The 15940-nt window shown below is 49.4% G+C and carries 12 protein-coding genes; 5 read left to right on the plus strand and 7 right to left on the minus strand.

Annotation, left to right across the window (positions count from 1 at the left end):
• Positions 1-61 precede the first annotated feature (61 nt).
• Complete coding sequence (locus VT06_RS08495) at positions 62-751, minus strand: M15 family metallopeptidase (RefSeq protein ID WP_046553869.1); 690 nt, start codon at positions 749-751, stop codon at positions 62-64.
• On the minus strand, positions 748-2139 hold the full coding sequence (locus tag VT06_RS08500; protein ID WP_046553870.1) for a Na+/H+ antiporter NhaC family protein: 1392 nt from the start codon (positions 2137-2139) through the stop codon (positions 748-750). Before VT06_RS08500 ends, VT06_RS08495 begins: the two co-directional genes overlap by 4 nt.
• A 194-nt stretch (positions 2140-2333) precedes the next feature.
• On the opposite strand from VT06_RS08500, the gene VT06_RS08505 reads away from it, so the two are divergent.
• Positions 2334-3770 carry a M14 family zinc carboxypeptidase gene (locus VT06_RS08505; protein ID WP_235357388.1) on the plus strand — a complete coding sequence of 479 codons (1437 nt, stop codon included), beginning with the start codon at positions 2334-2336 and terminating at the stop codon, positions 3768-3770.
• Between the two features lie 21 nt (positions 3771-3791).
• Here the strand turns inward: VT06_RS08505 and VT06_RS08510 are convergent, their stop codons facing one another.
• Complete coding sequence (locus VT06_RS08510; RefSeq protein WP_046553871.1) at positions 3792-4346, minus strand: NADPH-dependent FMN reductase; 555 nt, start codon at positions 4344-4346, stop codon at positions 3792-3794.
• A gap of 139 nt (positions 4347-4485) precedes the next feature.
• Between VT06_RS08510 and VT06_RS08515 the strand changes: the two genes are divergently transcribed.
• Positions 4486-5250, plus strand: a complete 765-nt coding sequence (locus VT06_RS08515; RefSeq protein WP_046553872.1) for an META domain-containing protein — start codon at positions 4486-4488, stop codon at positions 5248-5250.
• Positions 5251-5283: 33 nt separating this feature from the next.
• Here the strand turns inward: VT06_RS08515 and VT06_RS08520 are convergent, their stop codons facing one another.
• The 4 genes from VT06_RS08520 to VT06_RS08535 all read right to left on the minus strand — a co-directional run bounded on the left by VT06_RS08520 (position 5284) and on the right by VT06_RS08535 (position 9938).
• The gene (locus VT06_RS08520; protein ID WP_046553873.1) at positions 5284-6471 is read right to left on the minus strand and encodes an exo-beta-N-acetylmuramidase NamZ domain-containing protein; all 1188 of its coding nucleotides are present in this window, start codon (positions 6469-6471) and stop codon (positions 5284-5286) included.
• Complete coding sequence (gene murQ, locus VT06_RS08525; RefSeq protein WP_046553950.1) at positions 6468-7388, minus strand: N-acetylmuramic acid 6-phosphate etherase; 921 nt, start codon at positions 7386-7388, stop codon at positions 6468-6470. The genes VT06_RS08520 and murQ overlap by 4 nt, the downstream gene beginning before the upstream one ends.
• 71 nt (positions 7389-7459) lie before the next feature.
• Positions 7460-8335 (minus strand): BadF/BadG/BcrA/BcrD ATPase family protein, encoded by an 876-nt coding sequence (locus tag VT06_RS08530; protein ID WP_046553874.1) that lies wholly within the window; start codon positions 8333-8335, stop codon positions 7460-7462.
• A 1-nt stretch (position 8336) separates the two neighbouring features.
• Entirely contained in the window at positions 8337-9938 is a 1602-nt protein-coding gene (locus tag VT06_RS08535) for a sodium:solute symporter (protein WP_046553875.1), read from the minus strand.
• A gap of 139 nt (positions 9939-10077) precedes the next feature.
• Here VT06_RS08535 and nagZ point away from each other — a divergent pair, with 139 nt between their 5' ends.
• The 3 genes from nagZ (at position 10078) to VT06_RS08550 (ending at position 15917) form a co-directional block, all read left to right on the plus strand.
• Positions 10078-11988 carry a beta-N-acetylhexosaminidase gene (nagZ, locus tag VT06_RS08540; RefSeq protein ID WP_046553951.1) on the plus strand — a complete coding sequence of 637 codons (1911 nt, stop codon included), beginning with the start codon at positions 10078-10080 and terminating at the stop codon, positions 11986-11988.
• 5 nt (positions 11989-11993) lie between these two features.
• A complete protein-coding gene (locus VT06_RS08545; RefSeq protein ID WP_046553876.1) occupies positions 11994-13187 on the plus strand; it encodes an acyltransferase family protein in 1194 nt (397 codons plus the stop codon).
• A gap of 183 nt (positions 13188-13370) precedes the next feature.
• Positions 13371-15917, plus strand: a complete 2547-nt coding sequence (locus VT06_RS08550) for an EAL domain-containing protein (RefSeq protein ID WP_046553952.1) — start codon at positions 13371-13373, stop codon at positions 15915-15917.
• Positions 15918-15940 lie beyond the last annotated feature (23 nt).

Below are 15940 nucleotides of genomic sequence, written 5' to 3' on the forward strand. Positions count from 1 at the left end.
AACAGATCCTTTGTTATAGCCCTAATGGCAATAAGGGCTGCAGCAGTAGCTTGTTGGTGGCTTAGCGCACGATAAAATCAAAATATTGCTCAGTATATACCGGCGGCTGATGGGTAAAATGCCACCACTCCATGTTGTATACCTTAAAGCCTGCTGCCAGCATAATACTTTCCAGTAGTTGCCGGTTAGCCAGTTGGGTTTGGTTAATTGCCGGGTGACCAATATTTGATATCGGGTCAAACAAATCAAACGGCGAGCCCATATCCAATGCTTGCCACTGGCCGTTGGTGTCGCGGCGAGCCAGCGTTAAGTCAACAGTGCTGCCCCGGCTATGGCCAGATTGTTCAGCAATATAGTCACCCACCAGCTGGTCTTTGTTCAGGTTTGGGTAATAGTCTGCCTTGGTGCTGATATCGGTTAAGTCACTGGCCCAGCGCATAAAATGGTTAACCGCCCGTTGTGGCCGGTAACAATCAAAAATCCATAGCGTTAAACCTTTGGCAGCAGCAGTTTGCTGCGCCTGCACCAGTGCCAGGGCGGCATTATCTTGTAAATAACATTTATTAGCCTGATAACCCTCTACCGGGCTGCCAACAAAATTATTGCTACCAAGGTAAGCCATATGAATTTGTGCTGCGGGCAGCAACGTTGCCACATCAGTAAAATCGGCTGGTACGCTGGGCTCGGTCTTTTCGGCCGCCGTGAGCAAGGGGCTAGCCACTAACAATAATGTTATCAAGGCAGTTTTCATATCATTATTACTCCGGCAATCACAAAGCTAAGTAAGGCGATAACGCCGCTTACCAAGGCATAAGGCAGCTGCGTTTTCACATGTTCCAGTAAATCACAGCCAGCAGCTACCGAGCTTACCGCAGTGCTGTCTGAAATAGGCGAGCAGTGATCGCCAAACACCCCGCCACTTAAAATAGCAGCCAGAATAAGTTGTGGTGGCAAACCGAGCAGGCTGACCATTGGCATCCCAATAGGGATCAGAATAGCAAAGGTGCCCCAGCTGGTGCCGGTGGTAAAGGATATTAACGCGCCGGCTAAAAACAACAGCGCCGGAATAAGTACCTGCGGCAAGCTTTGGTCAACAATACTGGCAATAAAAGTACCGGTGCCCAGCAATTTCAAACTGGAGCCCAGTGATAGCGACAACAGCACTATAGTTACCAACGGCAGTAATTCGCTAATACCTTTAAAGCCAATATCAACCAGTTGCTGGTGAGCAAAACGGCGGCTTAATAACATCATGGCATACACCACCACACAAGCCAGCGCTGTAGCATAGAGCACCGACTTAGATCCCGAGCCCTGCACTAGCTGGCCGTTGCCGGTTAATAACATAAAACCCAGCATGGCGCTAACCAAGGTTACTAACGGCACTAACATATAAGCCGGGTGGCTTGGTGCAGTTTCAATTTCACTGTGATGTGACAACGTATGCAGCTGCTGCTCTGATTGACGCATGGGGCCGTATACCTTGCCGCTAATAATGGTGTACAGCACTACTACCAAAGTGATCAGCGCATAAAAATTAAGCGGAATAGTACCAATCAGAATAGCCACCGGGCTTTGTGGTAAATCATAAGTGCTGAGTAACCCAAGGATATAAGCACCCCAGCCATTTAATAAAATTAAAATACAAATAGGCGCACTGGTGCTGTCAATAATGTAGGCCAGCCTGGCCCGGCTCATTTTAAATTTATCGAACAGGCCGCGAGAACTGATGCCGGCAGTAAGCGAACTAAGATTCGATTCAATAAAGGTAACACTGCTAATAAAAAAGGTTAGTAACCCGGCCTGACGACCGTTGCGGGCAATACCCCGGTTGACCAGCATGGCGACAGTAGCCGACACCCCGCCCGAATAGCGCATATAGGCCAATAAGCCACCGACTAGTAAAGAGAACATTAAAATACGCGCGTTGTCGGCGTCGCCGGTAACGGCAATAATTCGCTCCAGCGTTTGAATGCTGCCATCGAGTAATAAACCGGCACCAAAGCTCTGGCCGTTTTGCATGAAGATCAACAGTTCAGAGGTACATAGCGATAACAGTAGTGCCAGAATCACTTCTTTGCGCCACAATACCACCGTAATGGCCACCAGCGCCGGAAGTAGGGTTAACCAATCTGCCACTGTAGGCTCCTATATTGATCTGTTAGTCAGGTTAAGTTGTTAATGTAAGTTGTTAGGATAAGGCGTTAGAACAATTAATATGGCAAACTGTTACTTTTATACAGATAACCACAGCCTTGGGCAAGCCAGCTTTTGGCTATTATGCGCAGTAGCGCGGGCTATGTTATGTTTAGCTTAGTCTGGTGGAGATTAACGTGATACTTAAAGAGGATGCCATGTTAAAGCAACTATCGTTATGGTTAGCACTAAGTGCGGTGTTATCAGGGCCGGCTACTGCAGCAGATTATGCCGAATTCACCGCACCTGGCCTGGCGAAAAGCCCGCTAACTCACAGCGATATTGCGCCGCTGATTACCTATTATCAGCAACAAGACTGGCTTGAGGTCACCGAGCTTGGTCGCTCGGTAGAACAGCGGCCGGTTTATTTGTTTAAAATTGGCCAGGGTGAACGCAAAGTGCTGGCCTGGTCGCAAATGCATGGCGATGAACCTACCGCCACCGCGGCTATTTTCGATTTGCTTGCGGTACTTGATGCGCAGCAACAGGCGAAAACTGCTCAGGCTAGCTGGCAAGACCAGGTAACCTTATATTTAATACCAATGCTTAACCCGGATGGGGCAGAGCGCAACAGTCGTTTTAATGCGCTTGATATTGATATTAATCGCGATGCCTTAGCGTTACAAACGCCCGAGGGGCAAATATTGATGCAAGCCGCACTGCACATCAAGCCGCATTATGCTTTTAATTTACACGATCAAAACCGCTACCATGCCTCTGGCGATAACAAAAAGCCGGCAACCATTTCATTATTGGCACCAGCTTATAATAGCGCGCGTGACATTAACCCCAGCCGTCGGGCTGCTATGCAGCTTATCAGTTTAGTGAAACCGATGCTGGATAGCGCCATACCGCAACAATTAGGCCGCTATGATGACAGTTATTCAATTCGCTCCTTTGGTGACACCTTCTCGGCTATGGGTATGAGTACCATCTTAGTGGAAGCAGGTGGCCAGTTTAATGACCCTCTTCGCCAGCAAGCCCGCCAGTTAAACCTGCAATTGTATTTAAAGTGGTTAGCGGCCATTGGCAGTGGCAGTTATCGTGATTATGACGTAAGCGGTTATCAGGCTATTCCGATGAATAACAGTGGCGGCATGAAAGACTTAATTATTAGTCACGTCGGTTTGCAACAAGCCGATGGCAGTGGCCAACTGGCACAGGTAGATTTAGCGTTTACCGCCGGTGGCAATGGCCGGGGCAGTGTTGTGCTGGATGAAATAGGTGATGCCAGTATCTATGGCGGTTACCATACACTGGATGCCAGCGGCTTACTTTACAGCGCGGGTAAGGCTTACCCACTAAGTAAGCCTGTTGAGTTAAGCACGGCGCAGTATTTAAAGCTACTGGCAGACGGCTACAGTCATTTTACTGGCAAGGCCAGCTTACTGACCAATAACTCGGGTTTGCCGGTGGCAATTAACCCGCGGGGCCTTAATAAACTTTGGCCACAGCGGCAACTTACCACTACTTTTTTATTGAGCAAAGACCAGGCCGTGCAACTGGCAGTGGTGAATGGCCGGCTGATCAAGCTGGCTGATGCCAGCCTGACAGACCCTTTTACCGGTAACTAAGGTCGTGGTAACAGGGCGGCTTTAGCCGTTGTTGCTATTAAGCCGTTGCTGCCACACCAGCAGCGCTGACAGCAATTTACGGACATTGGTTTGAATTTTGTCATCGGTTAAATTGCCATCATTATCAAAAGCACCACTAAAGGCGTTAGCGAATACTTCGGGTTGATTTAACGGGTGCAAATTTAAATAAACACATACCTGGCGTAAATGGTATTGCGCCCGGGATGAGCCCATACCTGCGGCCGAGCCCATTATGGCCACCGGTTTACCGCTTAATAAATGATTGTCGGGCTCCCGGGAGGCCCAGTCCAGCGCGTTTTTCAGTGCAGGTGCCATTGAATAGTTATATTCCGGGCAGGCCAGCAGTAAGGCATCGGCCTCAGCCAGTTGTTGCATTAACGTTGCTACTGCTGCTGGTTTTGCGCCAAGATCGCCATTATAAAAAGGCACGTCGAGTAAATCTGCAAAATGTATTTTCATGCCTTGCGGGCTATTGGCCATGGCATAGCGCACTAAACCCCGGTTGGTTGACTTGGCCCGTAAGCTGCCACAAATTGCCAGTACGTTAATACTCATCATTGCTCCTGTTATACTCTATGCCGTTTTAGTGTAGCTCATTTGGCCCGCTATGGTTATAGACCATAAATTCAGCTCTGGTAAAGTTGGCACGGCGACAATAGCCACTATACTTTCTTTTGACCGCAAGGAGCCTGTTATGCGTTACCCCCTTACTATTGTTTGCAGCGTAATGCTGTTGCTTGGCTGTCAGCCGGCGCAACAACCATCAGTAGCGCTGGCAGACACCAGCCAGAGCGCCTTAGATTGGCCAGGCCGCTATCAGGGGGTGATCCCTTGTGCCGACTGCCCTGGTATTAAACTTACACTTCAATTATCTGCAAACCAGCAGTATCAGTTGTCGCGTTACTATCAGGAAGGTGCTGCCGAACCTGAGGTGTCTGAAGGCCAATTTAGCTGGAGTAGTGATGGTACTAAAATCCAGTTGGACAATACTGCAGCCAGTCAATTTCTGGTTGGGGAAAAGCAATTATTGGTGCTTAATCCACAGGGTGAGCGAATTGATGGCGAGCTTGCGCAGCGATACCGGCTAGCGAAACAGCAGAGCGAAGAGCCACTTGCTGCCGGCGAGGCACAAAGTCTGGTGGGTAAATGGCAGTTAATCGAGCTGTTGCAAACCACAGTTGATGTCGATCATCAGGTGTTTTTACAGTTTGATCGCTCTGGCCGGGTAAATGGTTATACCGGTTGTAACAACCTAAGTGGTGGCTACCGTTTGCAGGGACCAACGTTAAGCTTTACGCCACTGGCCACAACTCGTAAAGCCTGCCAGCAAGATAGCATAGAGCCGCAATTACTGGATGTGCTGAGTAAGGTAGACAACATTAGCTTAACCGCCGATGAGCTAAGCCTGAACCAAGCCAGAATGGCGCCGCTAGCCCGTTTTAGCCGGGTAGTGGAATAACAGGCAGACTGAGCAAATCATGATGGATATCAACTACGGGTAGAGCAAGTATGGCTGGCGCTGCTTGGCAAAAACCTGTAGTGCCGGTTGCCAGCTAGCCCGAATTTGCTCTGCGGTTAAGCCCTGCTCAATTTGTTGCCGCAAGGTAGCGGTGCCGGCCAGTTTGTCCATAAAACCCGGTGCGTTAAATACACTACGCTGATGCTGTTGAAACAACTGATGCCATGCCAGTAAGTAACTTAAATTTAAACCACCGGCGCTAACCTGGCGTAAATCCTGGCCCTTACTAGGCTGGTCTTTTAGCGGCGGGTTGCTGGCAGCGCCTGGGGTTGCTACCGGTGTAAAACTAAACTCGCCGATACTAAATTGATTATAGCCAACAACCTGAAACGGAAAGGGCGTGCCGCGGCCAACGCTAAGCGGTGTGGCCTCAAAAAAGCCCAGTGACGGGTACAGTGCAATAGCTTGATCATTGGGTAAGTTCGGGCTTGGTGGCAGTGGCAGGCTGTAGTGCATATGGCGCTGGTAATTCGCCACCGGTATCACCGTTAGTGCCAGTTTATCGGCCTTATTTATCCAGCGCTCGCCTTTAATCATCTGCGCCAGCTCGCCAACGGTCATACCATGTAATAACGGAATAGGGTGCATGCCCACAAATGACTGAAAGGCTAAGTCGAGCACCGGCCCGTCCAGATAGCGGCCATTCGGGTTAGGCCGGTCGAGTATCAGCACTGCCACGCCATGTTCGGCTGCTGCCTGCATTAAATAATGCATTGAGCTAATGTACGTGTAATAACGCACGCCGACATCCTGAATATCGAAAATCACCAGATCCAGTGCTTGCATCTGTTCAGCACTGGGTGCCTTATTGGCGCCGTACAATGACAACAGCGGTAAGCCAGTTTTACTGTCTACTGTGGAGCTGACCTTGGCACCGGCATCATGATCACCCCTGAAACCATGCTCCGGGGCAAAAACACTCACAATATTTACCTGTTCAGCCAGCAGTGCATCAACCAGATGTTGCTCGCCAAGCCGTGAGGTTTGATTAACCAGCATGCCAACACGTTTACCTTGTAATAAGGGTAAATACTCGGCCAGGCGCTCTGCCCCCGGGGTAATAGCAGTGGCTGGTTTATTACTGGTTGCTGGCGGTTGGCTGTTGGCGGCCGGTAAATAAACTATAAGCCACAGCAGGCTTAACACACTGAGTAGTTTCACAATTGTTGTCCCAGCGCTTTACTGACAAAGCCATTACTTTTTGCCAGCGCCGCCTGGCAGCTGGCCAGATCATCGCCGGTTAACACCAATAAAATGGCCAGCTTGGGACTCATGTTGGCTTGCTGTAATGCGGCACTGGCCGTCACGTTATCGCAGTCGGTCGCCTGCATCACAATACGCACTGCCCGGGCCTGTAATTTCTGATTACTGGCATGTAAATCGACCATCAGGTTCTGGTACACCTTGCCACTACGTACCATGGCCGCAGTACTTAACATATTTAGCAGCATTTTCTGGGCGGTACCGGCTTTCATTCGGGTTGAGCCGGTTATTATTTCCGGGCCCACTTCAGCGCAAATAGCAATATCGGCGGCAGCCAGGATTGGCCCGGCAGCATTGCAGCTAATGGCAATTGTGGTTGCCCCCAGTTTGCGACCATAGGCCAGGCCGCCTAAAACATAGGGGGTGCGGCCACTGGCGGCAATACCAACCAAAATATCGTTGCGGTTAAAGTTAATGGCGGTTAATTCTGCTTCTGCCAGCTGTGGGCTATCTTCTGCCCCTTCAACGGCGTGTTTAATGGCTTTTTCGCCACCGGCAATTAAACCAACCACCTGGTTAGCCGGTACACTAAACGTCGGCGGGCATTCTACGGCGTCTAAAATACCTAAACGACCACTGGTACCGGCGCCCTGGTAAATTAAGCGACCGCCACGGTTAAACGCGCTAACAATCGCATCCACTGCCTGGGCTACGGCGGGCAGTGCCGGTATTAATGCCGCAGCAATGCCGTGATCTGCTTGATTAATCAGACTGACAATAGCTAGGCTGTCCAGCTGATCTAGCTTGGCAGAGGCTGGATTACGCGCTTCGGTGCTCATGCTAGCCAGTTGTTGTAGTAATTCGGTTTCACTCATCAGGGCTTTACTCATTTTTTAACGACATGTTGAAAGTATTCGTTTACGTTGCTGGTTTACGCTGGCGGTTTTTAACCCTGCGGCGCCGCACTTTGCTGCGCCGCCAAAATCAGGCCACCGTCTAATGCATTACCCTTTGCCGGTTGTAGCAGCGCCTTTATGTCCGGGTTCAGATACGGCTGACTGCTGGCGGCTAACCCTCCCAGTAACACCACTGGCAGGTCGTGTTGGCCAAGGCAGTAAGTAATCAGTTCGGCAATGGCGGCAGCGTGCTGCTGCAATATCTGTTGTGCCAGTGGGCAGCTACTGTGCGTAAATACTAAGGGTGCCAGCGCGGCAAAGTCAGTGGCGCTCGCCTGTTTTAGCCAAGGTAATACCGTGTTAACGCTGGCGCCGCAGTGCTGGGCTAACGCATGGATCAGTGGGCTAATAACGCTGCTAAGGCCGCTATCGTTGTCTAGTTGCCATAATAATTGCCGCACCGCCAACTTGCCGAGCCAGGCACCGCCAGCCTCATCACCAATAGTAAAACCCCAGCCACCGGTTTGTTGCTCAGTGTCGTCGGCGGTTAACCGCATGGCTACAGAGCCGGTACCCAGCGCTACCATTACCACTGGCTGGCCGTTATTGGCACCATATAACGAGGTGCGGGCATCGGTAGTAAGCTGCCAGGCGGCAAAATCCAGTTGCAGTTGCTGGCAAAATGCGGCGTGTAATTGCGGATTGCCTGCACCAGCCAGGCCAATGCAGGCCACAATCTGGCGTGGGGTAATGGCGGCTTGCTGGCATAGTTGTAGGCACAGCTGCCGGACATTAGTTATGGCCAGCGGCAGATCATTGGATAACTGGGCCGGGCCGGCTGTCGCTTGCCACTGTTGGCCGCTGGCTTTATGCTGCAGCCTGGCCACAGTTTTACTGCCACCGCCATCGATTGCCAATAAATACATGTTAGCGCTCCACGCTATAGGTTGTTGCAACAGCAGGTTTTACGATAGCTGATGACGTGGTTGACTGTGGCTTGCCAGACCAGCACACCAACCATGCCACCGCAGTACCCAGACAAAGTTGCCAGGTAAAGCCCAGATCAATGCTTGCCAGGGTAGGGCTAAGCTGTTGCAGTATATAAGGCTGCATTAGCAGCGTGACCGTAAAGCCGGCTAACAGCGCCGCAGTAACACTGCTGCTGTTACCCCGTTTGCTAAACAGCGCGGTAAAAAACACCCCCAGCAAGCCACTGTAAGAAAACACCATAACACTTAACGCAAACGCCAGTAATGGCATAGCAGAATATTGCTGCCAGTAAAAACACACGATAGCCATTAATGACAACACTACGGCGGTCAGTAACATTGCCCATTGGCCCGCCCGCACATAATGCCGGTCATCGGTCTTGGCGTGGTGCTGTTGACGCCAGGGTTGGTACATATCGGCAACCAATACTGATGCCATCGAGTTTAAACCTGAGGTAATGGTCGATAACGCGGCAGCAATCACTCCCACCACTACCAGCCCGCGCAGGCCAGAGGGCATTTCATTCAATACATAGTACATAAAAACGGTAATTTGTTCACCGGCAAAACTGCCGCTGTAACGGCCACTATTGCTAAAGACATCGGGCCGCTGATAATAGATATACAGCAATAAACCAATAACAATAAAGATCAGCATCACCGGAATAACCAGTAGCGCTGAGGTTAACAATGCTTTGGCGCCACCGGCAGCGGTTTTACAGGTAAGTACCCGTTGGGTCATGTCTTGATCCAGGCCAAAAGCAGCAATATTAAGCAGTACAAAGCCGGTGAGTGCCGACCATACGGTAAACACCCCGCTACTGCTAAAGTCCGCTCTGAAGTCAAACAGTAATAATTTAGACGTGCCGTCGGCTAGTGGTTGGCTTAACACCGTATACAGACTGGCCAGGTCAAGTTGTAAACTGTGGTATAAATACCCTAACACCACCAATGCTGCACTTACGTAAACCGCGCACTGCAAAGCATCGGTGTAAATGACCGAGCGAATGCCGCCGGCCATGGTGCACGCCAAACCCACCGCTGCCAGTAACACAATAGCCATCACAACACTGCTGGCGTCAATATTGTTAAACAACAGCATAGCCACCGCCAGCGCGGCCATATATAAACGGGCACCACTGGCGAAGACGCGGCCAAATAAATACATTTTGCCAGCATGGTTTTTCGCAGTAGCGTTAAAGCGACTTTCCAGCAGTTCGTATACGGTAGTTACTTTTAAGTGATAGTAACGCGGGATAAGCCATTTTATCACTAACAAAGTGGCAATAATGGCACCAATATTGGTAGCCAGATAACTTAGATTACCGCGAAAACCCATGTCTGGGCCGCCTAAAAAAGTCGCGGCAGATTGCGAGGTCGCCAGCACCGAAATGGCAACCAGTAGTGGTGGCATGTTGTTACCGCCAAGAAAATAATCGCTGCTGCTGTTAGCTTGTCGTCGGTTTACCCAGATAGCTAACGACGCCAGTAGCAGAAAATAGCCAATAAAAACCGTCCAGTCTAATAACGTTAATTGCATGGCAGTGTTCCTGCGAGCTAAGGTTTACGATTAATTGTAGTTTCGCCAGTAGCCACTACTGGCGCAGGCGGGTTTTTTTTGTTTTACTGCACGCCAATACATGAACAGACATTACCTTAACATAAGCGGAGTATACAGTGTGTTGCATCAGCAAAATGGGTGGTTACAACGTCGGCTATGCTGGGTGTGGTGTATTTTATTGGGTGTACTGGCGATGAGCAGTCAGGCGCAGCAAACCGCTGCACCGACTATTCGCCAGATGCTGGGCCAAAAGCTGATGCTCGACTTGCGCTACTATTGCAAAGAGCCGCAGCCAGCCGGGGCATGTCGTACGCCATTAACCAGCTTGCCGGCAGAGCTGGCAGAGCTTATCAGCCAATATGACATTGGTGGTGTTATTTTATTTGCTGAAAACCTGCAACACAGCCAACAGATTATTGGTCTGAACCGCCAGTTGCAACAAGCCGCCAGTAAGTCGGCGTTAGCACAGCCGTTATTTATTAGTATTGATCAGGAAGGTGGCCGGGTAGCCCGCTTGCCTCGGCAACTGGCAACGTCGTTTAGTGGCAATATGGCTATTGGTGCTACGTACCCAGAGCATGGCAACCACTTTGCTAAGCAAGTGGGTAGTATTATGGCCACAGAACTATTAGCACTGGGTATAAATGTTAATTTTGCACCCACCGTCGATGTTAATGTTAACCCGGATAACCCGGTGATTAACGTGCGGGCATTCTCTGAAAACCCGGCAGTAGTGGCGCAGCTGGGTGGGGCCATGACAGCCGCTATGCAGCAACAAGGCGTCATTGCCGCGCTTAAACATTTTCCCGGCCATGGTGATACCCATGTTGATAGTCATTTAGGCTTACCGCGGGTGGTGCATAGCCGAGCGCAAATTGATCAGGTTGATTTACTGCCGTTTGCTGACATTATAAAACAGCACAACCCCGGCATGATTATGACTGCTCACATTCAATACCCGGCGCTGGATAGCAGTACCTTTGTGGCGAAAGACGGCCAGAAAATGCTAAAACCGGCCACCTTATCGCGGGCTATTTTGCATGATTTACTGCGCCGGCAACTGGGATTTAACGGGGTCATTGTTACCGATGCACTGGATATGGCGGGTATTAGTCATTTTTTCAGCCCACACGAGGCGGTAATAGCCACCTTTGCTGCCGGTGCCGATATTGCCCTTATGCCGGTAAAATTGCAAAACCCGGCAGAACTGGCCAGCTTAGCTGCTCTGCTCACTGCACTGGAGCAGGCAGTTAACAGTAACCAGCTTGATATTGCTGAATTACGCGCCTCTTATCAGCGCATTATTGCCCTGAAACAACAGTATCCGCTGCTACCGGCGGGCTCAGCAGCAGCGCAACTGGCTAACGCCAATAAGGTAATAGGTAGCCCGGCGCATCGGCAGGCTGAACTGGCGCTGGCCCAGGCCGCCATTACCCGCATCACTATTGCTAAAGACAGTAAGGCAACCGCACTACCGTTAACTATGCTATTAACGCCGGGCAAAAAAATAGTGTTAATTATGCCCGACAACAATAAAGCGGCAGCGCTTAAGTTGGCGTTACAGCAACAGAGTAAAATACCCCTTAGCATTAGCAGCCTCAGTTTATTGCAGAATGATCTGGCTAGCGCCAATGCTTTATTGGCCAAAGCCGATGTGGTGGTGAGTGGTTTTATTACCCCAATGCCGTCGTTAGCAGAAATTGGCGGCATGGACGATATAACCGCGATTGGCCCGTTAGCGGCACGTTACCAGCAGCAGCAACGTGACTTTTTAAGTTTGCTGCAACAAGTACAGCAACAACAGACAGCGCATGTTTTTATTAGTATGCGTGCGCCCTACGATGTGGCTATATATGGCCGGTATGCCGATCTGGTGCTGGCCAGCTACGCCTACAACAGTGAAGACAACGCCATTGCCGCCGGCAATCCGGGGGCAATCTATACGGCGCTGGCAAAGGTACTACTGAGCCAGGCAAGCGCCCCTGGTTCTCTACCGGTAACACTACCGGTTACCGCTATAAAGCACTAACGCTAATGTTTAACTGGCTGCGGCGTCATTGCGATGCCATTTTGGCGCCACTGCCAGCAGAGCGTTTGCTGGCGTTGGATGTGCTGCGCGGTTTAACTATTACGGCAATGATCCTGGTGAATAATCCGGGGAGCTGGCGTTATGTCTATGCCCCGCTGCGCCATGCAGAATGGCACGGTTGGACCATAACCGATCTTATTTTTCCTTTTTTCATTGTTATTGTTGGCATGTCATTACAGCTTAGCCTGCAGCGACAACGTAATACGGCTAAATCGGTTACCATCCGCCATGCTGCTAAGCGCAGTGCCACGCTGTTTGGGCTAGGGCTGTTTTTAGCGCTGTTTTACTATAATTTTTCCGATCCGGCATACAGTTATCTGCAGCAAAAATTGCTAACACTGCGTTGGCTCGGGGTGTTACAACGCCTTGGCATGGTATATTTTTTTACGGTGCTTATCGTATTGTACTGCGGCACCCGTGGTCGCATTGGCTGGTTATTGGCGTTGCCGGTGCTGTATGTAGCCGGCATGTTGTTTTTGCCTTATCACGATGCGCAAGGCAACCAATTTGTCGGCCTGTGGCTTAACGGAAATAACTTTAGTAACTGGCTTGACCATACCTTGTTGGGGCCAGCTCATGTGTATTATCGTCAGGCAATGCCGTTCAGTTTTGACCCGGAAGGACTGTGGTCTAGCTTACCGGCCATCGCCAGTTGTTTAAGTGGCGTGTTAATGGCGCAACTGCTGCAAGCAGACCGGCCATTGCAGTGGAAAATAAGGCTGTTACTGCTTGGTGGCGTGGTGGCGGTCTGGCTTGGTTTACTGTTCGGCGACATTATCCCCATTAACAAACAGTTATGGACGCCAACCTTTGTTTTACTGAGCAGTGGCTTTGCTGCAATTGCTGTGGCAGCCTGTTTATGGTTATGTGATGTGAAAGGCTACCGCCGTTGGGGCGCGCCTTTTGTGGTTTTTGGCGCTAACGCTATTTTGTTTTTTATGTTGGCCGGCATTGCCGCCAGAGTATTGGTGATGCTGCCGCTGGGCGATGGCTCGTTAAAAAGTTGGTTATTTGGCCATTTTTTCCAGCCTTTATTTGGTGATCTTAACGGATCACTGGCCTTTGCTCTGGTGTTCATGGGGTTATCATACCTGTTAATGCACTGGTGTTATCGCAAGGGTTTTATCTATAAAGTTTAACGTTATTATTTATAAACTATAACAGCGCTATTTATAGATCATAAAGGCACTATTTATAGATCATAAAGGCACTATGGCTTGCTGCATTTGCAATTTAAGCTGGCTGCAGTAAGCTCAGTAGCAGAATAATAATAAAGAGACCGATTTATGCGATGTTGCAGCCTGGTGGCTTTGCTGTTCTTAATGGTAACAGCCGCAACCAGTCAGCGGTTAACCGCAACCGAAACCGGTCAGTCTGGCAACCGCCCGTTGGTAGTGGGTATTTATCAAAATCCGCCTAAAATAGCGATAAATGACACCGGCAGGCTCACCGGAATTTTTGGTGATTTGTTACAGCAAATTGCCCTGCAAGAGGGCTGGCAATTAAAGCCGGTAAGTTGCGATTGGGCTTATTGTCTTGAACTGCTAACAAGCGGTGATATCGATATCATGCCTGATGTAGCCTTCAGCCCAGAGCGTGCTGTAGTGATGAGTTTTCATCAAACCCCTGCCTTATATAGTTGGTCAAAATTTTACAGTTTATCTGGCCAAGACGTAAACCAATTAGCTGATTTGGCGGGTAAGCAAGTTGCGGTGTTAAAAGACAGCTCTCAATACTTTTTTTTAAAAAATGTCAGTGAGCAACAGCAATTACCCATAACCTTACTACCCGTAAAGTCATTATCGGCAGCTTTTAATTTAGTGGCTGCTGGTCAGGCCGATATCGCGGCAGCAAGTCACTTTTTTGGTGATCGCCGGGCTGACGCTTTTCAGCTAAAAGCTAATATGTTGCGCTTTAGTCCGGTAGAATTGTATTTTACCACCGCACTTAACCAGAATCTGGATGTGTTGGCGATAATTGATCGACAGTTACAACAGTGGCAAGCTGATCCGCAATCTTATTACTATCAAACCGTTAAACGCTGGAGCGAACCCGATTTTACAGCCACTGCCGCTACCTCAATGTTAGTGCTTTGGGCTGTTTTTAATGTAGTGTTGCTGGCACTGATTGCTGCGATTGTATTCTGGTACTTTCGACGTAGTCGTCGACAGCTTGGGCAGTTGCAATTAAGCCAAGAGCGGCTTACCACCATTTTAAACAGTGTTGACGCCCATATTTACATCAAGGACCGACGTTTTCGTTATCAGTACGTTAACCATAAAATAGCGGAATTATTTTGCCGGCCCGCAGAGCAGATTGTGGGCCATACGGATAGTCTGTTTTTTGATGGTAAAACAGTCGAGCAGTTACAGACTAATGATCAACGGGTATTACATGCCGGCCAGCGAATTGTCGAAGAAGAAATTAATACGCTGGCCAGTAGCGGCCAAAGCCATACTTTTTTATCGGTAAAGTTACCGTTACGTCATGCCAATGGTGAAATATATGCCTTGTGCGGTATTTCAACCGACATTACCGAACATAAGCAGAATCAGGCGGCTATTCACCAGTTGGCGTTTTATGACGCATTAACTGCATTGCCAAATCGTCGTTTGCTGCTAGAGCGGCTTGAGCAAGCGTTCAGCCTGGCTGATCGGATTGGTTGTCAGGGTGCAATATTGTTTATTGATTTGGACCATTTTAAAGATCTTAACGATACCCGTGGTCATGCTGTAGGCGATGAATTACTGAGTCTGGTGGCCAGCCGGCTCGGTGGTCAGTTACGAAAAAGCGATACATTAGCCCGCTTTGGTGGCGATGAGTTTGTGGTGTTACTTACCGAGTTGCAATCCAGGCCTGATTTAGCCGCGCAGCGAGTAGAATTACTGGCAACTAAGTTAATGACTATGCTAAGTCAGCCCTTTCAGCTAACGGAATGCAGTTATTCTATTAGTGCCAGCATCGGTATTGCCATGTTTAGTGATGCCAACAATGTTGATGAATTGCTGCAACGGGCCGACCTTGCGTTGTATGATGCTAAAAGTCGTGGCCGAAATCGTTATTGTTTTTATGACAGCACGCTGCAAGCCAAAGTAATAGCCAGAACCGCAATGCTGAACGGCTTGCGTCAGGCGTTAAGCCTGAATTACTTTAGTCTGCATTATCAGCCGCAATATCATAGTGATGGCCGGATGCTGGGTGCTGAAGTGCTATTACGCTGGTTTGATCCTGAATTAGGGCCGGTATCGCCAGCCGATTTTATACCATTGGCCGAAGATTGCGGCTTAATTTTGCCTATTGGTGCCTGGGTATTGCAGCAAAGTTGTCAGCAACTGGAACGTTGGCAGCATGATCCGATTACCGCGCATTGGCACCTGGCAGTCAATTTAAGCGCACGCCAATTACATGATCCAAAATTTGTTCAGCTGGTAACGGATACCTTGCACAGCACTGGTGCTGATCCGGCACATTTAGTGCTGGAATTAACTGAAACCCAGTTATTGCAGGATATTGAAACGGTTATTGTTAAAATGCAGCAATTGGGTGAGTTGGGCGTACGTTTCTCGCTGGATGATTTTGGTACTGGCTATTCGTCGCTCAGTTATTTAAAACGTTTACCATTAAACCAGCTGAAAATAGACGGCAGCTTTGTCCGTGATGTGCTGCATGACCCCAGTGATGCGGCAATAATCAGAACCATTCTGGCGCTGGGTAACAGCCTGGAGTTAAACGTTATTGCAGAAGGCGTGGAAACGGTAGCGCAGTACCAGGCGTTAACAGAGTTGGGTTGTCAGCAGTTTCAGGGGTATTTGCTGGGCCGACCGGCGCCAGTAAGTGAACTTAGCGCTACTTCACAAATACCGGCGTAGTAAGCAAAAAGTGGCTAAACAAA

The sequence above is a fragment of the Arsukibacterium sp. MJ3 genome (assembly GCF_000987765.1).
In the GTDB taxonomy this organism is placed as follows: Bacteria; Pseudomonadota; Gammaproteobacteria; order Enterobacterales; family Alteromonadaceae; genus Alishewanella.